This is a genomic window from Chryseobacterium sp. DZ-32, from assembly GCF_059587025.1.
On record NZ_JCAIOM010000010.1, the window covers coordinates 1 to 19,295 of the forward strand.

Here is a 19,295-nt window from a genome sequence, read left to right on the forward strand (position 1 = left end):
AGGGTAAAAATCAAAGACGTTCACCCTACGCAAGCTAACTCAAGGTCGCTTTTATAAATATAAATGTATAAAAAATATTTGGAAGTTAACACAGAATCTAAAGCCGGTGGATTTTTGTTTATTTATTTGAACGGGCTAAAGCCCGCTTCTATTGATATATAATTCTGGTATTATAGCAGAGACAAATGTAAATATTCAATAGGAACGGGCTTTAGCCCGTTTTAACAATTAGATACAGATACGTTGGCTTCAGCCAAAACTTAATATTGGCTAAGTTCAGGCTGAAACCTTTGAAAAATAAATAATAAAATGTGCGGGTTAAAACCCGCCTCTATTGATCAATATAATTAACAATTCATTTAACAATAATACATGCATTCATAGCTGAAAAGTTTCCCCTCTTTAAAAGTAAAAATAAAGAGCCCGGCATCTCCATTCTGAATGTGATATTCGTGTGGAGAAGAAATCCAGCGTGTTGAAAGCAATTCGCCAAAATGGTTGACAAAATCCTTTTCGTTATAATTAGAATCCATACGTTCATTTCCCAGAATCACAGCTTCGCCATTGTTGAAGGACATTTTGTAAATGCTTCCGGAAACTTTTCCTTTATATTCTTCAAAAGCAACCATCATATCAGAGGTTCTGTAAAAATATTGAGGATCCCAGCCGCATTCAGGGGTATTGGGAATGTCTTTTACCTTCTGCATCTCCAGCTGTTTCATCTGTGCATCAGTGATTTTTCCGTCAAAAAGCTTGGTTTCTTTCCATACAAAATGCATATTTAAGGCTTTCAGCTTTTTTTCATAAGCTTCAGTTCCAGGTTTTTTTGCCAGTTGATCTGCCAGAAGAAGTTCAAAATCAATATCTACTTTTGGATTTTCTACACTGGTATTGGATTCTTTCCAGTACTGTAATGCTTGTTTAAGGTTTTTATCTTCCTGCCATGCAATTTCACGTAATCTTCCCACCTGAGCCAGTTCTTTTTCCTTGTTTTTACCTTTAACTGCGAGATAATCTTTAAGAATTCTGTCGTAAGTAAGTCCGGTTCCCAAGTATTTCATCTGGATATATTCCGGATTCTCATGAAAATGATCCCCGATATAAATCCAGCCGTCCTCATATAAAGGAACATAATCTATACAGACAAGTTCGTTTAAAGCAGCCCTGCGTATGGCTGTACTTTCTGTGGTAGGAGCTTTTCGTACACGCAGCTCAGATACCTGCACATAAAAATGTGGACATTGATGTCCTTCTGTTCCTCTATAAAAATACTGAGCGGGTTCGCCGGCAGACTTTTTCCCACGCATGCTTTTTTGTAACGGCTGACGGTCTATAAATCCAATATCACCGTTGCTTACCTGTACTTTGTATTGCGTTTGGGTTGAATCCAGAACATAAACAGGAGCTTCGGTAGAAAATATTCCTAAAAGATCTTTATTTTTTCCACTTTCACGAAAGAGATATCCCCATTCTGACGTATAAACAGGGCGTTGGCCAGGGCTTTGTGCCATGGTATTATAAAAGCAGCACTGAAAAATGCCGGCTGCCAATAGTATCTTATTCAACATATTGTAATGCATATCCACAAAAACGATCCTGTTTTTTGCAGATGGTTCATAATGGTTTCTGTGGTTATTCCTTCAAAAATAATGAAAAATCAGGGTTTATGCCAAAGTTATTGTTATTCAGAATGGGTATAAATTCCATCCTATTCATCTGTTCCCATTGGGTAAAGTAAATAAAAATACTATTTTTATCGGCCAAAAAAGTAAAAACTCATTATGCCCACTGATGCTTCTCTTAAGCTGATTCCGATGACAACTTTCGTGCTGGAATATTATTCACACGAAGGATATGCCGATCTTCAGATTTTGAATCTGATGAATAATTATGCCAATTTCTTAAAGAAGCGTTTAACTCTTGGAATGTTTGTTCCTGTAGACCGTAAAGGAAATATTCTGAAAGAACCGAAAAATTATACCGCATGGAAATCTCTTGACCATAACGATGGAAGAAGAACGGATATTGTAGGTTTTGAAGAATATGCAGAGTACCAGAAGGCTGAGCAGAACTGTATGTTTGAAGGTTTTAAGGTAGATTATAATGGATATTCAAAAGTGAGAATCATTGCTTCATACGACCCTTCTATCGAATTGTCTTTTAATAAAAATGATCTGATCCCTACAGGTTTCAATGATGTAGAATCACTGACGGTGTTTGATGATATCTTTTTAACATCCAGTGCATTAAAAGCAATTGGAATAAAACGATAAATAATAGTTGTACTATATAATAATGAAAAACCTTTATCAGCACTGATAAAGGTTTTTTGTTTTCTTATTCTATCTGACACATTCTCCCGAATGGCAGTGGTAGCCTGATGGACAAAGCCCGTTGATGCAAGGGCCGGCAGCATCAGGATAGCACCTTTCATCTGCTCGGCAATGAGAGTGAGGAGGACAAAGGGAAAGCAGATTGCCAAGGCAAACGCCTACAGGAAGAGGAAGATTCAGCTCTATTCCAATGGCTCCGATCATGTTTTTTAATGTTTTTCTGTTTAATTTTTTCATGGTTTTTGTTGTTAGGTGTTAGTGATTTTTTAATATACTTTCAAGTTCTGTAATGAAATCTTTCTGTGCCGGATTGATCCGTTTTTGTGCTTCCTCTGAAGCAAACCACTCCCATTGGTCCACTTCGGGAATTTCAATTATTTTGCCGGATTTAGGCGGCCATTCTAGTGGAAAGCTGTTGCTGTAAAGGTCTGATGTATCAATATCTCCTTCCAGGGCCCATGCATAAACTATTTTTCCTCCTTTTTGTCTGATGGGTGATAATTCTATGAATTGGCCTTCTGCTGTTGTACCTGTTTCTTCTTTAAATTCCGTTAATGCCCTCACTAATGGATCTTCATCAGGAAGAATTTCTCCTTTGGGGATAGACCATGCGCCAGAATCTTTATTTCTCCAGAAAGGGCCGCCGGGATGAACCAGAAAGTAATACAGACTGTCTTTTTCTTTTTTAAAGAGCAGAATCCCGGAACTTGTTTTCATGGGTTTAAAGATTTGATTATTAAAGATATAAAAAAAATATAATCAGATGATCAATAAGATCAGCCTTTCTTTTTAAACTGAGAGGGTGACATTTGTTTGTACGTTTTGAATATTTTATTAAAGTGGCTGGCATCATTGAAACCCAGCTTGTCAGCAATTTCACTGATATTATAATGACTCTGAAGTAAAAGCTTTTCAGCCGTTTTTATTTTATATTGTATAATATGCTGTTGTATGGAGAAGCCTGTCTGTTTTTTGATATAAATGCTGATATAATTGGGAGAAAGCATAAATTCTTCAGCCAGGTTCTCAATTTTCATTTTATCAGCATCGAGAGCATTGACATTGATATAGTACATGATCTTTTCAATTTTGTTAAGGTTTTGGGTGAGCCAGTTTTTTGCAGTGGCATTTTGCATTGTATTCCGGATCAAAATAGTCATAATGCTTGAAAACAGATCAGTAGTTATCTCTTTGTTATAGGTATTTTTATGGCTGAATTCATACAGAAGAATCCGGGCAAGCTGTAAAAGATGCTCCCTGTCTGTTTTACTCTTAATCGCCGATTCGTACACGAAGGAATGATCTTCCATCAGGAGCTGTACAATCTTTTTAAGTTCATTTTTTTTATTTAGCAGAAGATTTTCCCAGATATACTGTTCTGTAAATTTTATATAAATGAATTTTGTTTTGTTTTTAATTGAAAATTCATGTCCGTCACTGGGTCTCAGGAGAAAAACATCACCCTTTTTATAAGGGAAAGTAATGTTGTTGAGGTGATGAAATCCTTTTCCGCTTTCTATGATGATCAGTTCATAAAAATTATGATTGTGATATTCAACATCCCAGTTTTCCTTTTCAATGCTGAAAACATTAAAAGAGTTGAAATTAACGATTCGTTTCATAGCAGAATGAATTTTTACAAAATTACCATTAATTTTTACAATATATGCCAATGGATTATTGATGAATTTTGCCTTATCAATACATTCAAAATGAAATATATAAAACAATCAGTATTGCTGCTTGCCTCAACAATTGTTCTGATGTCTTTTTCTGATCATCATGACAGGGATACAAAAGAAAAAAAGCAACAGCATGAAAAACAGGCTCCGGCAAAAAAATACTGGCCGAATGGTGCTCAATTGGTCATTTCCGTTTCTATGCAGTTTGAGACCGGCGGACAGCCGGAAGGCGCTGAAAGTCCTTTCAGTGGAACTCCTCTTCCTAAAGGACAGCCGGATCTTCCCGCAGAAAGCTGGTACCGCTACGGAGGAAATGAAGGAATTTACCGTATGCTGGATTTATGGAAAAAATATGACATTAAAGTTACCTCTCATGTCGTAGGAACTGCTGCTGAAAAGTATCCTGAAGTCGCTAAAGCTATTGCAAACGGAGGTCATGAAATTGCAGCTCATGGCTTTACCTGGGATAACCAGTGGAATAAAAATTATGCTGACGAACTGAATTTCGTAAAGAAAGGTGTGGATGTTGTTGAAAAAATTACAGGGCAGAAAGCTGTTGGTTATAATGCCAACTGGTTGAGAAGAAGCCCGAATACACTTAAAGTATTACAGGAACTGGGTTTTCTGTATCATATTGATGATCTAAGCCATGATGAACCTTTTATAACTAAAGTAAAAGGAAAAAACTTTGTAGTCGTTCCTTATACGCTTCGTAACAATGATATTGTCAATATTGAAGGGAAACAATGGAGCCCGGAGCAGTTTTTGGCCCAGCTGAAATTTGAATTTGACCGCTTGTATGAAGAAGGAGCTTCCAAAAGGAGAATGATGAGTATCAGTTTTCATGACAGAATCGGTGGAACTCCTGCAATGGTACATGCCATGGAGGAATTTATTCAATATACACAACAAAAACAGGGAGTCGTTTTTATGAGAAAAGATGATATTGCCAAAATGGTGATGAACGATCCGTATACTCCGGTTGATAATAGTGAAGAAAAGTTTAATAAGTAAGGAAGCTGGAAGCTGGAGGAAGGAAGTTATCGAAGTCTGTAAAAACAAATTAGAGATAATTGAAATAATGATAAACACAGTAGAAGTGAATCATAGCAGATCTATGCCTTCCAGCATCCAGCTTCCCGCTTCCATCCAAAAAATATAAGTAAGGAAGCTGGAAGATTGAAGTTATCGAAGTCTGTAAAAACAAATTAGAGAATGATTGAAAAACACAGTAAAAGTGAATCACAGCAGATTTATATCTTCCAGCATCCGGGTTCCCGTTTCCATCCTAAAAAAAATACCTTTATGAATAACACAAAAACAGCCTATTTTTTCCTTCGTGTATCGATGGGAATTAACCTTTTGGGACACGGATTGGTTCGTCTCATGAAATTGCAGGACTTTGCATCAGGAATGATGAAGGGTTTTGAAACAAGCTGGCTTCCGCAGCCATTGGTCCATCTTTTTAGTGTCACTCTCCCCTTTCTCGAATTTACAATCGGCCTTCTGCTGATCATTGGTTTTAAAACCCGTATTGCGGCGATGGCCGGAGCTTCTCTGATTATCCTGCTCCTTTTTGGAAGCAGTACTGTTGAAAACTGGGAAGCAATGGGCATTCAGATGATCTATGCAGGCCTGTTCTATATTCTGATCAGCAGAATTGAGGATAATTACCTGGCCTTGGATCGAAAATAAAAACAGTAAGGCTGAAAAAAGTAAAGAATTACCTGATTAGTATAAATTTTTTTACTCTTTATCCAACCACAAAAGTCACAAAAGGTTTCATTTTAATACACTTAAGTTTATTTAGGTAAAATGATATCGCAGGAAAGTTCACATAAGATGAAAATCTTTGATTTTCACAAAACTTTGGTGTACTTATTACACACAATGTGTGGCTCTGAAAAAATTGAAGTATTTAAATCTTTTGTGCCTTTTGTGGTTAAAAATGATTCAATGCAGTATTTTTATTTTCTCAGCCTAATTATTTTCCTGCTTTTTTACATTGTTCAGAGATTATGTTACAACTTCCTTAGATTCAGTTACTCTGTTTTTATAGTTATGCCCGAATTTTGTATCAGAAATAAAAGAAACTGAAAGTATTGGGTTTATTTTCAGTGAAATAGGTAACCCTCAAAATTTAAAAATGATGCAAACTATATTAGGAGCCAACGGCCAGATTGGTGAAGAGCTGGCAAGAGAACTGAAAAGGAATTATACTTCAGATCTCCGTATCGTCAGCAGAAAGGCAAAAAAAGTAAATGATACAGATACTGTTTTTTCCGCAGATTTATCAGACAGGGAGAAGGCAGTTGAAGCTGTGAAAGGAAGTGAAATCGCTTATTTTACCCTGGGACTTCCTATGGATACAGGTTTATGGGAAAAGCAGTTTCTGACCATCATGAAAAATGTTATTGAAGCCTGTAAAATCAACGGAACAAAGCTGGTGTTTTTTGATAATACCTATATGTATCCTCAAAATAATGAAGTTTTAACGGAACAAACCGGATTCGCTCCTGTGGGAAGAAAAGGAAGGGTAAGACAACAGATGGCCGAAATGCTTTTAAAAGAAATGAAAGCAGGAACCATAGAAGCAGTCATCTGCAGAGCTCCTGAATTTTATGGTCCCGGAAAAACGCAGAGTATTACCAACAGTCTTGTTTTTAATGCCATTAAAGAAGACAAAAAGCTGAAAGTCCCTTTAAGAGATGATAAATTACGAAGCCTGATCTGGACTCCCGATGCGAGCCGTGCCACTGCTTTGATCGGAAATACACCGGATGCTTATGGACAGACATGGCATTTACCTGTAGATGATCATAAGCTGAATTATAAGGAATTCATTGCGCTGGCTTCTGAGGTTTATGGAAAAGAACTGAAATATTCGGTTATTCCAAAGCTCGCCTTTTCAATCGGATCCTTATTCAATAAAAATGCAAAAGAGCTGTTGGAACTGCTTCCAAGATATCAATATGATAACCTGTTTGATGATTCAAAATTCAGAAAGAGATTCCCGGAATTTCCGGTAACTACTTACAGACAGGGAATTGAACAGATTAAAAAAGAACAGCAAGCGACAAAATAATCACTTAAAATGAGTACCTTAGAAACACCAATACCACAACCGAAGGACAAAATATTCCCATCCTCCGGAGGGGTGGCGAAAATTCAAAGAATTTTTGACGGGGTGGTAAAAAAGAAATAAAATGAAAGCTCCAGAAAAAGTAACCTCCATCACAGCATTACACAGGTATCTGAATCTGAAAAGACCGTCTAATCCTTTGATCAGTGTGTTTGATTTTAATGAAGTAACTATAGATCCGAAGACTGTTCTGAGTACTGTGACCACAGATTTTTACGTGGTTTCCCTTAAAAAAGATTGTGCAGGGAGATGTAAATACGGACAGCATTATTATGATTTTGAGGATGGAATCATGTATTTTATTGCTCCCCATCAGGTATTACAGTTTGAAGATATTCTGCTTTCCGAAGTAAGAGGAAGTGTACTGGTTATTCATCCTGATTTTTTACAAGGTTATCCATTGGCCGCTATCATAAAGAATTATGGTTATTTTTCGTATTCTGCTAATGAAGCTTTGTATCTCTCCGAAAAGGAAGAAAAATCCGTAACGGATATCATGGATAATATCAGCAGGGAGATAGAAGCCAACATGGATAATTTCACCCAGGATTTGCTGGTTTCCAACATTGATTTACTGTTAAAATACTGCGACAGATTTTACAACCGCCAGTTTTTAACACGGAAAAAGGTGAATCATGATCTTTTGACACAGCTTGAAACTTTACTGGATGATTATTTTAAAAATGAAAAACTGCTGATTGACGGGATTCCTACTGTACAATTTGTGGCAGCTCAGATGAATATCAGCCCCAATTATCTGAGTGATATGTTAAGAGTTCATACAGGACAGACCACACAACAGCATATTCAGAACAGAGTGATTGAAAAGGCCAAAGAACTGCTTTCCACTACTACTTTATCTGTTTCTGAAATTGCTTATCATTTAGGATTTGAACATCCGCAGTCATTTCACCGTTTGTTTAAAAACCAAACTACTGTTTCACCTTTAGAATTCAGAAAATCTTTTAATTAATCGTATCATGATGAAAAAAATATTGCTAATCGTAACGAATATAGATCAGTATGCCAGTGGTAAGTTTAAAACAGGTTTATGGCTGAGCGAGCTTACCCATATATATCATGCGGCAAAGGAAAAAGGATGGCAGATCACCATAGCTTCTCCAAAAGGAGGAAATACTCCTGTTGACCCCGAAAGCCTGAAACCTCTGGTCCTTGATGGAATTTCAAAAAAATATTATGAAGATCCTGAATTCATGAATGAACTGGCCCATACAAAAAGTCTCAATGAGGTAAAGAATGAATCTTTCGACTGCATTTATCTGGCCGGCGGACATGGAACGATGTATGATTTCCCTGATAATACTACTTTACAGACTATACTCAGAGATCAGTATGAAAATAATAAAATGGTTGCTGCAATCTGCCATGGAGTTGGAGGATTGTTGAATGTAGAGCTTTCAGGAGGAGCATATATGATTAAAGGTAAATCGATTACTGGATTTGACTGGTTTGAAGAAACCCTGGCCAGAAGAAAAAATGAAGTACCTTTTAACCTGGAAGCCACTCTTAAAGAACGGGACGTACATTACAAAAAAGCATTTATTCCAATGACTTCTAACGTTATTGTTGATGGACATTTGATTACAGGGCAAAATCCTTTCAGTTCTAAAGAAATGGCTAAAGTAGTAATTCGTGAGCTTGAAAAATAAAGAGCGGGGATTGACAGTACAATATATGTTGTAAGATAAAGCGAAAAGTAAAACGCAAAGCTTAAAAAAGTAAGCTTTTTAATAAAGTGAGCAAATGGTTGCGACTATGTCGCTGATGAAGGTTTGGCTATACATGCGCTCAAAAAGAATCAATTGCGAAATCTAAATAATTGATGAGAGACTAAGGTATCCTGTATTTAATTTTATCGGAGATAAAATTCTTGCGCCTTACAGCAGTTTTTTATTAATCATGTTGCGTCTTTGCGTTTTCCAAAAACATTTTATATGTAGTTTAAAAAAAAATAAAAAAACGCAAAGTTTTAATGGTTTCAGATTCTTACTAAAAATGAGTAATGATAGTGTCAATACACTGCATCATTAATTTCCCCCCTGATGCCTCAAAATAAAGTAAACATTAAAATCTCTGCGTTTAATACTTTTTTTCTGTTTTTATATTTGTTCTTATGATAAAAATGATTTTGTTATTGTCACCAGACTCATTATAATTACTACTATTCCCACTACCACGAACATTTTCTTTGTCGGAAGCTTTGATGTAAGCATCGCAGAAAACGGAGCGGTAAAAACACCACCCAATAAAAGTCCCAGAACAATATTCCAATGGTGGATACCTATCGTAAAAATAAAGGTAATGGCACTGGTAATGGTTAGTAAAAACTTTGCAACAGTGGAACTTCCCACTACATATCGGGGAATCCTTCCCTCTTTGATCAGCGTTCCGGTTACCAAAGGTCCCCAGCCGCCGCCGGCAAAAGAATCTATGAAGCCGCCTGCCAATCCTAATATTCTGAGATTGGTTCTGCGTTTGGCTTTCGCTTGTCCGGTTTTTTTATCTTTAAATGCATTGTTTAAGATATTAATTCCAAGATAGAGCGTGTAGCAGGCAATAATTGGTTTTACGATGTGAGCATAATGTTCACCATAATGAGACAGTGTTAAAGCACCGATAACAGAACCCACAATAGCCAATGGAAACAGCACCCAGACCATTTTTTTATTCACGTTTCCCAATTTATAATGGCTGAAACTTCCGGCCGCTGTGGTAAACGATTCCGCAGAGTGAATGCTGGCACTTACAACCGGCGGCGGAACATTTAGTAATAAAAGAATTGTAGTACATATCACTCCGTAGCCCATTCCCATAGATCCGGCGACAATTTCTGCCATAAAGCCCGCAAACAGCATCCAGTAAAAAATATGGCCATCTTTGTTCAGAAAATGCTGAATATCATCAGATAAATTGAACTGATACACGACAAGGCCAAATAACGCGAAAAGAAGTAGAACACCAATGATGGCCAGATAAATATTGGCTTTTCTCTGGGCTGTTTTGGTGATACTGATCAGCTTTTGAATTTCGATATCCGGTTTTGAAGAAGCTTTTCCGTCGGACAGATATTCTGTTGTAATCTTATTAAGTTCTCTTACTTTATAATTGAAATCGCCTGTCAGTTGATTACGGATATGCTGCATATTGTCCAATACATGATCCATTTCGTCAGGAATCACTTCGGTAAAGGTTTCTCTTAATCTTTTAGCGATGGTTGGAGATTTTCCGTTGGTGGAAATAGCTATTTTAAGACTTCCCTTTTTAACAATGGATCCTAAATAAAAATCACAAAGATCAGGTTTATCCGCAATATTGACCAGTACACTTTTTTGCTGGGCTTTTTCTCTGATTTCCCCGGCCAGTTCAATATCATTTACCGCAATAATGGCCAGATCAGTATCGTTAAAATCATGATCGTCATATGCTCTTTCATGCAGTGTTATATTGGAAAACTGATTTTGTAAAGTTCTGACCTCCGGAATGATTTCTTTGGCTACCAGTTTGATGGATGTTTCCGGTGAATTGCCCAGAACAGATTCCAGCTTTTCAAGGGCAACCTTGCCGCCGCCAATGATCAGCAGCGACAGGTTTTCAAGTTTTAAAAATATGGGATATAAAGAATTGCTCATCCTGATTACAGTTTTAAGTCATACGTAAAAGCGAGATAATACAGTCCTCCGATTTCAGGACCTGCTGCATACTGAAAGTAACGGCGGTTCAGCAGATTGGTAGCTCCTATTTTAATATTTGCACGGATTTCAGGAAGCTTCCATGTTGCCTGTGCATCAATGGTGTAATAAGCGAGAATTTCTCCGGATGCTAAAGGACTTTCCCACATAAAACCGCTCTGCCATCTGGCTACAAGAGTGAATCCTATATTTTTAACAATCTCTCTGTTTCCTAAGCTTACATTTACCATCCATTTCGGAGTGTTGAAAGCTGTAATAAACAGGTCTGAAGAATTGTTGGAAGCCAGATCATTATAGGAAACATTGGTGTTGATATTGTAATTTCCTGTGATATTATATCGGATTCCTAAAGATGTTCCGTAGCTTTTGTAGGTACTGTTGCTGTTGGTATAAACCCTGTATCGGTCCTGTTTACTTCTGTCGAGCATGGCAAGAACAGCGGTATTGCTTCCTACCTGGCTGTTTTTAGGAACAGCCACTTCTACCTGGCCCAGGAATCCTTCGTAGGTATTGTAATAAAAATCCCAGTCCAGCACCAGTTTATTATTGAAAAAAGTAGACTTATACCCTACTTCAAACGAATTGATTTTCTCCGGCTGTAATTTCTGAAGATTCGCTACCGTTAAAAGCTGTTTGTTATCCTGAGCTGCCTGAGCCTGGGTTTTTCCTGCGTCAACATCAGCGTTTACTGCTGAGGTAAATTTATCGATGGATGCCAGCGTATAAGAGTTTTCCAGATAGCCTAATCCATCATTCACTTTTGAAAGTCCGCCTACTCTTCTTACATTTCCGTTATTCACGAATGAAAGGGCTTCAAATAAAGATGGAAAACGATAGCCGTTTTGAAAAGAGGCCCGGAAATTATGCTGTTTTACTGGGGAATACACTACACTTATTCTTGGATTTAGTTTGGCTTCAAATTCCGGGTTTCTGTCGATCCGTAAAGCGGCATTAATTTTTACTTTATCATCGAAGAAAAGCCTGGTAATCTGTGCAAAAGCCCCATATTTCTGATAGATAACATCTTTCCCGAAAGTACCATTGGCTAAAGGAATGTTTCTTTCATTGACCGGACGGTTGAAATCAACAAAGTTATTTCCATCCGGAGTAATGCTGTACAAACGGTAATCTACTCCTGCAAGAAGGTTGAATATCTTCACAAACCTGCTGAAATCATAGGTCAGTTCCCCCTGATAAAAGCGGGATTTCTGTTCAAGCTTGGCTCCTCCTGTTGCCGGAGCTCCTGCTACGCCTCCATTGGCTGAATCCCAGTTATTAATTCCGATAATGGTATTTTTTAGCTGTTCAAAGGCTGCAGTTCCTGGTACAACCCTGTTTTTATCAGCTTCCTGACGGGCGAGAGTAAACGCTTCATTAAGATTGGTTCCGGCATTCAGGCTGTTCTGAAGTGCGGTCTGGAATATATTTTTCCAGTTGGTATTGGAAAGATTTGTCAGATCAAGATTATCTGCCAAAGGTTTGAGATTATAGGAATCTCCTGTATTTTCTATGGATACATAAGCTCTGAAGGTTAATTCTTTTCCTGTGAGTTCTACTTTATGATTCTGAACTGTGGCATTCTGCAAACGGATTTTATTCCCTCTCTGGAAAGTTCCGTCCAGCAAGCCGTAACGGTATACATAAGATGTTCTCCACTGATCTCCGAAACGGTAATATAATCCAGCATCGAACTTGATATTTTTCACGTCAGGGCTTACCAGGTCTTTTTCCAGATATCCTGTCCGGGAAACATTGAATGTGGTAGGTTTTCCATTGTAATCTACTTTTACGGCAACGCGGTTGTTTCTTTCATCTCCATACTTATTCCAAAGATCTTCTGCGGGATTGTTGGGCAAAGCAAAATTAGGATTGGCGGTGACTAATGATCCTGGATTCTGATCTGTCAGATTATTGGATATCCAGTCGGTTCCACTGAAATAAGAGGCATTGACTTTCACTGCAAAGTTTTTATTGATCACTTTTGCAAAACGGACAGCACTTTCTCCCAAAGAACTTATTTTATGGTTCACATTGTCTACATGATTTACTCCGCCACGGAAATAAACACTTATCCCTTCAGAGGTAAACGGATCTTTGGTCTGTAAACTTGCCAGTCCGTTGATGGCATTCATTCCGTACAATGCAGAAGCCGCTCCCGGAGTCACTTCCATAGATTGAATATCCAGTTCTGTAGGTCCTATAGCATTTCCCAGCGGCACTCCCAATGTTGCCGACTGTACATCTACTCCATCTACCAGCTGCATGAACCGGAAATTATTGGGCGAATTAAAACCTCTTGAATTAGGAATTTTCAACGTAAGGCTTGAGGTTAAAAGCTGTAGTCCTTTTACATTTTCCAGGGTTTCATAAAACGAAGCAGCCGGACTTTCCCTGATGGTTTTGATATCAATTTTTTCAATGGCGATCGGAGATCTTAATATTTTTTCCGGAACTCTGGAGGCAGAAATTACCACATCATCAATAATGGTATTCTGAGGGTTTAAGCCTATCGTTATTTTGTTGGAAGGCGAAAGGATTTCAACAGTTTGACTGCTAAAACCATCTTTCTGAACAACCACCCGGAATGGAATGGTAACTCTTGTTCTGATTTTGAAGTTACCCAACTGATCCGTGAATGCGTTATCCTGTGTATTTTCGATCTGTACTTTTACGGAGTCAAGACCTTTGTGTGTTCCTGTGTTCTTGATGCTTCCGCTAAGCTCTATAAGCTGCTGCTGAGCTTCTGCCAGGTTAAAAAATAGAAATGTAAATGCAATAATGCCTGCTTTTGGTAGAAAATTTCCCTGCTTTTTGTTTTTCATTTTTTCTTCATTTTTAAGGTTGAGAATGAAGCTGCCTGAATTTTTACATTGATTATTTTTACCACAAAAGGCACAAAAGTTTTCATTTTAAAACAATTTAGTTCAATTATGTAAGTTTAAAAATGACACTGTAGAAAAGTTCACATTAGATGAAAATCAAAGATTTTACAAAACTTAGGTGTACTTATTATGCACAAAGTTTGGCTCTTAAAAAGCTTAAGTGTTTAAAACTTTTGTGACTTTTGCGGTTTTGAATCGAAAAACTTCAAACAGCTTGTTTGTATTGTTATTTGAGAATCAACAACACATACACATTCGTCCGCCAAAATGAAGAGGTTGAGTTTTTTTGTTTTTTTTCAGATCATAATGAAAATTAGCCATATAATTAATTTAAGGTATGTAAGTAACGGTATGAAAAATCACCAAATGTTTCCTCTGCAAGTCTTTTCTGTACATAAATCCCGAAAAGTTCATCCAGATTGGTCAAAATTTCTTCTTCACCAATATTTTCTTTAAATTTTGTATTCAGCCGCATTCCCAGGCGGTCTCCCCCAATGTGAAGATTATATTTCCCATAAGCTGTACCTACAAATCCGATTTCAGCATTGGGAGATCTTCCACAGCCATTGGGACAACCTGTCATACGGATCGTGATATCTTCTTCCAACAAACCATATTTTTCAAGGATAGGTTCTATTTTGGTGACGAGGGAAGGCAGATAACGCTGGGCCTCAGCCAGAGCCAGTGAACAGGTGTTCAAGGCTACGCATGCAACAGAGTTTTTACGTAAAGCACTGGCCCCATTGGTAGAATCTGAAATACCATATTCTTTTAAAATATGTTCAATTTCAGCTTTGTCTTTTTCATCAATATCAGCCAGAATAAGGTTCTGGTTGCAGGTAAAACGGAAATTGGCTTTCCCTGTCTGTGCAATTTTTAATAGTCCCGATTTTAAAGGATATCCTTCAATATCAAGGATTCTTCCATGCTCTACAAATACGGTGTAAAACCATTTCCCTTCATGATTCTGTATCCAGCCGTAACGGTCTTTTCTTTGTGTAAACTTAAATTCACGGGCCGGCTCAAAACTGAAGCCTGCTCTCTTTTCTACTTCAGCTCTGTACTGGTCGATACCTAATTTATCAATGGTGTATTTTAATCTTGATAATTTCCGGTCGCTTCTGTTACCAAAGTCTCTTTGTACCGTTATAATTTCGTACACGGCTTTCAATACTTTTTCCTCGGTATCCACAAATCCAAGGATGGAAGCAAGACGGGCATACGTGGCTTCATTTCCGTGAGTGGCCCCTAATCCCCCTCCGGCAGCAATATTGTAACCTACGATTTTATCATTTTCGATAATCGCGATTAAAGCAATATCATTGATGAATACATCCACATCGTTATTGGGTGGAACGGCTATTCCTATTTTCAGTTTTCTAGGAAGATATCTGTCCTGATACAAAGGATCTTCCTCTGCTTTACGGTCTACCAGAAGTTCATCATCAATCCAGATATCATAATAAGCTTTGGTTTTCGGAAGACACATTTCACTGATTTTACCTGCCAGTTCGTAGGCTTCCTGCTGTAAAGGGGATTCCGAAGGATTGGCTGTACAGGTTACGTTTCTGTTGACATCTCCACAAGCGGCAATTGAATCCAGATGCTGAAGATTGAAACTTTGAATGGTAGGTCTTAAATGAGATTTTAAAATACCATGCAGCTGAATGGTTTGCCTGGTAGTCACTTTTATCGTTCCCGTAGAATGATCTTCAGCCGTTTCATTCAATCCTACCCATTGCTCCGGAGTTAAAAAACCACCGGGAAGTCTTAACCTGATCATATAAGAATACAGCCATTCCAGTTTTTTGGAGACACGCTCTTCCCTTCTGTCTCTGTCGTCCTGCTGGTACATTCCGTGAAATTTGATCACAGTCTGGTCATCTTCTCTGATGGCTCCGGTGAAGTTATCTGCAAGACTTTCCTTTAAAGTTCCTCTGAGTCCGTTACTGCCGGTTTTAATTTTTTCTACCGGTGAAAGGTTCTCTTTATTGTTGTTCATAATCGTTTCCTTTAATTTTTACGGGTATTTCTTTTTAATACACATCTTTAGCATATCTGCCGCTCAGTTCCATTTCTTCCAGGTAGGTTACAGCATCTTCTTTGCTGCGTTTTCCTTCAGTCTGGATAATGGTGAGAAGCGTTTGTTCTACATCACGGGCCATTGGTTCTTTAGCACCGCATACATACACCGATGCTCCGCCTTCAAGCCAGTAAAAAACTTCCTGGGCTTTTTGTTCCAACCTGTGCTGAACATATACTTTTTCAGCTGTATCTCTGGAAAAAGCAAGATCTAAATGGGTCAGACTGCCTGTTTTAAGAAAATCCTGCAGTTCTGCCTGGTAAAGAAAATCTGAAACAAAATTCCTGTCTCCGAAAAACAGCCAGTTTCTTCCTTCTGCACCTGTGGCATCACGTTCCCAAAGGAATGATCTGAAAGGCGCAATCCCTGTTCCCGGACCAATCATGATGATATCTTTATCCGCTTCCGGTAATTTGAAATGCCTTGCTTCCTGAATATAAAATTCCACCTCTTCTCCTTCTTTAAATTCACTCAGAAAGCCACTGCATAACCCATTATGTTTCTGATGGTCAATAAAAAATTCTGATTTAGCAACCGTAATATGAATTTCCGTATCACCATGAGCTTCCACAGAGGAAGAAATGGAATACAGACGTGGTGCCTGAGCGGTTAATATCTGTAAGATTTCTTCAAATTCGTCTGCATTTTTTACAGGATAAATTCTAAGAAGATCAAGAAGACTTAATCTGACTTCCGGAATGGAATGCCCTGTTATTTTTGCATATTGAGCCACTACAGATTTAAGTAAATAGCTGATGTTAAGATGCTTGAGTAGGAGTTCTTCCACAGTGTCTGTAACTTTTGCTGTTTCAACCTGTTTTTTAGGATTAATTCCTGTGAGCGTAATAATCTCATCTACAACATCTTTTGAATTGAAAGGGATCACTCCCAAAGCTGCACCGGGGCGGTAACTAAGCGCTTCTTCTGTTTCAATTTCAATATGATAGGTTTCTTTTTCTGAGGTAATATCGTTAAGGTTGATGATGGCTGAAACTTTTCCCTGAAATTTCTTTCTTCCGGTAGAAACCTTTGGAGCTAAAGCATTTTTTGTACTCTGCACCGCATTTTTATTGACTGTTTCAAATACATGCTCTATCCAATGGGAAGCTTCCTGTTCGTAATCAATGTCACACTTTTTCAATGGAATAATACGCTGGGCACCTAATATTTCAAAGCGTGAATCCACATCTTCTCCAGTCTGGCAGAACAGAGGGTAACTACTGTCTCCCAATGCCAGAATTCCGTATTTAAGTCCGCTGAGATCAATTTCATTTTCATGAATATAATCGTAGAATTTTTTAGCAAGAGCAGGCGGTTCACCTTCTCCCTGAGTACTGATGACGACAAAAAAGAACTCCTCTTTTGCAAGATCTTTAGGCTTATATTGGGAAAGGTCAGCCAGCTTTACCTGAAGCCCTTTTTTCTTCACGATACCGGCCAGTGCAGTAGCCAGTTTCTTACTGTTTCCGGTTTCTGTACCGTAAGCCAGCGTTATTTTCTTTACAGCATTCTGTGTAGTGGTATTCGTTTCCAGTGGTGGCAGAACGGCTGTAATTGAGGACCCTCCGGCAATACCCGCAAGATATCCGCTTGCCCAGATGGCTTCGTCTCTGGAGAGGTCTCCGGAGATTTGTTTTAATACATTTAATTTAGATTCAGACAGCATATTCAAAGAAATTTTGAGTTGTAGGGATTAGAGTTCCGTTTTCCACTGATTTGAAATAAAGACCTTCCTGCTCGGCATTTTCAAGCCATGAAAATTTTTCATGGAGGTTTACAATTTTGCCCACTACCACCAATGAAGGGGAAGCAAAGTTTTTGTCTCCGAATTTTTCGTTAAAATCATCAAATGATGACGTATACACCTTCTGGAAAGGAGTCGTAGCCTGTTCAATGACTGCAATTTTTTTATCACCTGAAATCTGAAGTGCTTTCAGCTTTTCCACAAGAGGAGTAAGGTTTCCTTTAGACATATAGAAAACAAGGGTATCATTGGTGAGAGCAAGTTCTTTCCAATACTCTTCAGTTACAATCTCTGATTTATAGTACGTCAGAAAACGAACGGATGTGGAATATCCTCTGGCCGTTAAAGGCATCCCTGCAAATGCTGCCGCACCTAAAGCGGCTGTAATTCCCGGAATGATTTCGTAAGGAATATGATTTTCTTTTAAAGCCTGTAACTCATCAAGAATATTCGAGAATATGGAAACATCCCCTCCTTTGAGTCTTACAATCGTTTTATTCTGACGAGCATATTTCACCATTAAAGTATTGATATGAGACTGAGGGGTGGAAGCATTTTTGCTGCATTCTTTGCCTACATAAATAATTTCTGTGTCTTTATTGACGTAGGTTTCCAGAATCTCAGGACTTACAAGACGGTCGCATAAGACAACGTCTGCTTCTGCGATTGCTTTTACAGCTTTTACAGTGATCAGTTCAGGGTTGCCGGGCCCTGCACCGATAAGGAAGACCTTTGGTGATTTTATATTTGTTTTCATTGAAGTAGTTGTTAATTAAGGAATTAGAAAAGTCCTTCTACCGATAGATATCTCTCTCCGGTATCGTAATTAATTGTCAGGATTTTAGCGTTAGGTGGTATTTGCGGTAAATGTTTGGCGATGGCTGCTAAAGCGGCTCCTGTGGAAACTCCGACAAAAAGACCTTCTTTTTTAGCTGCGTTAAGGGCATATTCATAAGCTTCTTCTTTGCCTACTGTAATCACTCCGTCTAAAAGAGTAATATCCAGAATGGAAGGTACAAAGCCTGCTCCTAATCCCTGTAACGGGTGTGGTGCCGGGTTTCCTCCACTTAATACAGGAGATAATTCCGGTTCTACAGCAATTACTTTTACGTTAGGAAATTTATCTTTAACCACTTTTGCTATTCCGGTGATATGTCCTCCGGTTCCTACTCCGGTAATGATATAATCAAGGCCGTCCGGAAAGTCTTTTAAAATTTCCTGAGCGGTGGTTTCTACATGTACTTTTACATTAGCAGGATTGTCAAACTGTCTGGGAATCCATGAGTTGGGTGTTTCTTCAGCAAGCTCATTGGCTTTTTCGATAGCCCCTTTCATTCCCTTTTCTCTTGGGGTAAGCAAAAATTCTGCTCCGTACGCTTCCATGATTTTACGGCGTTCTATACTCATGCTTTCAGGCATAACAAGGATTAGTTTGTATCCTTTCACGGCAGCAGCCAAAGCGAGTCCTATTCCCGTGTTTCCGCTGGTAGGCTCTATGATAACGCTGTCTTTATTTAATAATCCTTTGGCTTCTGCATCTTCAATCATCGCCAGTCCGATTCTGTCTTTAATGCTTCCGCCGGGATTGTTTTTTTCAAGTTTGATCCAGATTTCATGATCTGAACCGAAGAGTTTGTTGATTTTCACGACGGGTGTATTCCCAATCGTTTCTAATGCATTCTGAAATTTCATATCAATGTACTTTTTATTTTTGTTTTT

16 protein-coding genes are annotated in these 19,295 nt (G+C 38.3%); 6 read left to right on the forward strand and 10 right to left on the reverse strand.

Annotated features, from left to right (window positions below; translation table 11 throughout):
• Positions 1–359: 359 nt before the first annotated feature.
• Positions 360–1,568: an SH3 domain-containing protein gene (locus AC59HC_RS12480; protein WP_411413146.1), complete on the reverse strand. Its 1,209-nt coding sequence runs from the start codon at positions 1,566–1,568 to the stop codon at positions 360–362.
• A 213-nt stretch (positions 1,569–1,781) separates the two neighbouring features.
• On the opposite strand from AC59HC_RS12480, the gene AC59HC_RS12485 reads away from it, so the two are divergent.
• The gene (locus AC59HC_RS12485; protein ID WP_062669418.1) at positions 1,782–2,273 is read left to right on the forward strand and encodes a hypothetical protein; all 492 of its coding nucleotides are present in this window, start codon (positions 1,782–1,784) and stop codon (positions 2,271–2,273) included.
• A gap of 69 nt (positions 2,274–2,342) precedes the next feature.
• Here the strand turns inward: AC59HC_RS12485 and AC59HC_RS12490 are convergent, their stop codons facing one another.
• From AC59HC_RS12490 to AC59HC_RS12500, 3 genes are read right to left on the reverse strand one after another with little or no spacing between them, the layout of a single operon-like run.
• Positions 2,343–2,570, reverse strand: coding sequence for a hypothetical protein (locus AC59HC_RS12490; protein ID WP_062669420.1), 228 nt, complete (start codon positions 2,568–2,570; stop codon positions 2,343–2,345).
• Between the two features lie 18 nt (positions 2,571–2,588).
• Positions 2,589–3,050 carry an NUDIX hydrolase gene (locus AC59HC_RS12495; protein WP_343638303.1) on the reverse strand — a complete coding sequence of 154 codons (462 nt, stop codon included), beginning with the start codon at positions 3,048–3,050 and terminating at the stop codon, positions 2,589–2,591.
• Between the two features lie 59 nt (positions 3,051–3,109).
• Positions 3,110–3,955: an AraC family transcriptional regulator gene (locus tag AC59HC_RS12500; protein WP_395973667.1), complete on the reverse strand. Its 846-nt coding sequence runs from the start codon at positions 3,953–3,955 to the stop codon at positions 3,110–3,112.
• Positions 3,956–4,045: 90 nt separating this feature from the next.
• On the opposite strand from AC59HC_RS12500, the gene AC59HC_RS12505 reads away from it, so the two are divergent.
• From AC59HC_RS12505 to AC59HC_RS12525, 5 genes are all read left to right on the forward strand, one after another.
• Positions 4,046–5,029, forward strand: a complete 984-nt coding sequence (locus tag AC59HC_RS12505; RefSeq protein WP_496558695.1) for a polysaccharide deacetylase family protein — start codon at positions 4,046–4,048, stop codon at positions 5,027–5,029.
• 201 nt (positions 5,030–5,230) lie between these two features.
• Positions 5,231–5,710, forward strand: coding sequence for a DoxX family protein (locus tag AC59HC_RS12510; RefSeq protein WP_496558696.1), 480 nt, complete (start codon positions 5,231–5,233; stop codon positions 5,708–5,710).
• Positions 5,711–6,164: 454 nt separating this feature from the next.
• Positions 6,165–7,100 (forward strand): NAD-dependent epimerase/dehydratase family protein, encoded by a 936-nt coding sequence (locus tag AC59HC_RS12515; RefSeq protein ID WP_496558795.1) that lies wholly within the window; start codon positions 6,165–6,167, stop codon positions 7,098–7,100.
• A 121-nt stretch (positions 7,101–7,221) separates the two neighbouring features.
• Positions 7,222–8,130 carry a helix-turn-helix domain-containing protein gene (locus AC59HC_RS12520; RefSeq protein WP_343638311.1) on the forward strand — a complete coding sequence of 303 codons (909 nt, stop codon included), beginning with the start codon at positions 7,222–7,224 and terminating at the stop codon, positions 8,128–8,130.
• A gap of 7 nt (positions 8,131–8,137) precedes the next feature.
• Positions 8,138–8,827 (forward strand): type 1 glutamine amidotransferase domain-containing protein, encoded by a 690-nt coding sequence (locus AC59HC_RS12525; protein WP_496558697.1) that lies wholly within the window; start codon positions 8,138–8,140, stop codon positions 8,825–8,827.
• A gap of 462 nt (positions 8,828–9,289) precedes the next feature.
• Here the strand turns inward: AC59HC_RS12525 and AC59HC_RS12530 are convergent, their stop codons facing one another.
• The 6 genes from AC59HC_RS12530 to cysK form a co-directional block, all read right to left on the reverse strand.
• Complete coding sequence (locus AC59HC_RS12530) at positions 9,290–10,807, reverse strand: TSUP family transporter (protein ID WP_343638315.1); 1,518 nt, start codon at positions 10,805–10,807, stop codon at positions 9,290–9,292.
• Positions 10,808–10,812: 5 nt separating this feature from the next.
• Entirely contained in the window at positions 10,813–13,689 is a 2,877-nt protein-coding gene (locus AC59HC_RS12535; RefSeq protein WP_496558698.1) for a TonB-dependent receptor, read from the reverse strand.
• A gap of 385 nt (positions 13,690–14,074) precedes the next feature.
• On the reverse strand, positions 14,075–15,751 hold the full coding sequence (gene cysI, locus AC59HC_RS12540) for an assimilatory sulfite reductase (NADPH) hemoprotein subunit (protein ID WP_496558699.1): 1,677 nt from the start codon (positions 15,749–15,751) through the stop codon (positions 14,075–14,077).
• 34 nt (positions 15,752–15,785) lie between these two features.
• A complete protein-coding gene (locus tag AC59HC_RS12545; protein WP_496558700.1) occupies positions 15,786–17,498 on the reverse strand; it encodes a diflavin oxidoreductase in 1,713 nt (570 codons plus the stop codon).
• Complete coding sequence (cobA, locus tag AC59HC_RS12550; RefSeq protein WP_496558701.1) at positions 17,488–18,333, reverse strand: uroporphyrinogen-III C-methyltransferase; 846 nt, start codon at positions 18,331–18,333, stop codon at positions 17,488–17,490. The genes AC59HC_RS12545 and cobA overlap by 11 nt, the downstream gene beginning before the upstream one ends.
• Before the next feature lie 23 nt (positions 18,334–18,356).
• Positions 18,357–19,268: a cysteine synthase A gene (gene cysK / locus AC59HC_RS12555; RefSeq protein WP_496558702.1), complete on the reverse strand. Its 912-nt coding sequence runs from the start codon at positions 19,266–19,268 to the stop codon at positions 18,357–18,359.
• Positions 19,269–19,295 lie beyond the last annotated feature (27 nt).

Coding starts and splice junctions, on each gene's coding strand:
- AC59HC_RS12480 (WP_411413146.1), bottom strand. CDS start 1,568: ATGTTGAATAAGATACTATTGGCAGCCGGCATTTTTCAGTGCTGCTTT.
- AC59HC_RS12485 (WP_062669418.1), top strand. CDS start 1,782: ATGCCCACTGATGCTTCTCTTAAGCTGATTCCGATGACAACTTTCGTG.
- AC59HC_RS12490 (WP_062669420.1), bottom strand. CDS start 2,570: ATGAAAAAATTAAACAGAAAAACATTAAAAAACATGATCGGAGCCATT.
- AC59HC_RS12495 (WP_343638303.1), bottom strand. CDS start 3,050: ATGAAAACAAGTTCCGGGATTCTGCTCTTTAAAAAAGAAAAAGACAGT.
- AC59HC_RS12500 (WP_395973667.1), bottom strand. CDS start 3,955: ATGAAACGAATCGTTAATTTCAACTCTTTTAATGTTTTCAGCATTGAA.
- AC59HC_RS12505 (WP_496558695.1), top strand. CDS start 4,046: ATGAAATATATAAAACAATCAGTATTGCTGCTTGCCTCAACAATTGTT.
- AC59HC_RS12510 (WP_496558696.1), top strand. CDS start 5,231: ATGATTGAAAAACACAGTAAAAGTGAATCACAGCAGATTTATATCTTC.
- AC59HC_RS12515 (WP_496558795.1), top strand. CDS start 6,165: ATGCAAACTATATTAGGAGCCAACGGCCAGATTGGTGAAGAGCTGGCA.
- AC59HC_RS12520 (WP_343638311.1), top strand. CDS start 7,222: ATGAAAGCTCCAGAAAAAGTAACCTCCATCACAGCATTACACAGGTAT.
- AC59HC_RS12525 (WP_496558697.1), top strand. CDS start 8,138: ATGATGAAAAAAATATTGCTAATCGTAACGAATATAGATCAGTATGCC.
- AC59HC_RS12530 (WP_343638315.1), bottom strand. CDS start 10,807: ATGAGCAATTCTTTATATCCCATATTTTTAAAACTTGAAAACCTGTCG.
- AC59HC_RS12535 (WP_496558698.1), bottom strand. CDS start 13,689: ATGAAAAACAAAAAGCAGGGAAATTTTCTACCAAAAGCAGGCATTATT.
- cysI (WP_496558699.1), bottom strand. CDS start 15,751: ATGAACAACAATAAAGAGAACCTTTCACCGGTAGAAAAAATTAAAACC.
- AC59HC_RS12545 (WP_496558700.1), bottom strand. CDS start 17,498: ATGCTGTCTGAATCTAAATTAAATGTATTAAAACAAATCTCCGGAGAC.
- cobA (WP_496558701.1), bottom strand. CDS start 18,333: ATGAAAACAAATATAAAATCACCAAAGGTCTTCCTTATCGGTGCAGGG.
- cysK (WP_496558702.1), bottom strand. CDS start 19,268: ATGAAATTTCAGAATGCATTAGAAACGATTGGGAATACACCCGTCGTG.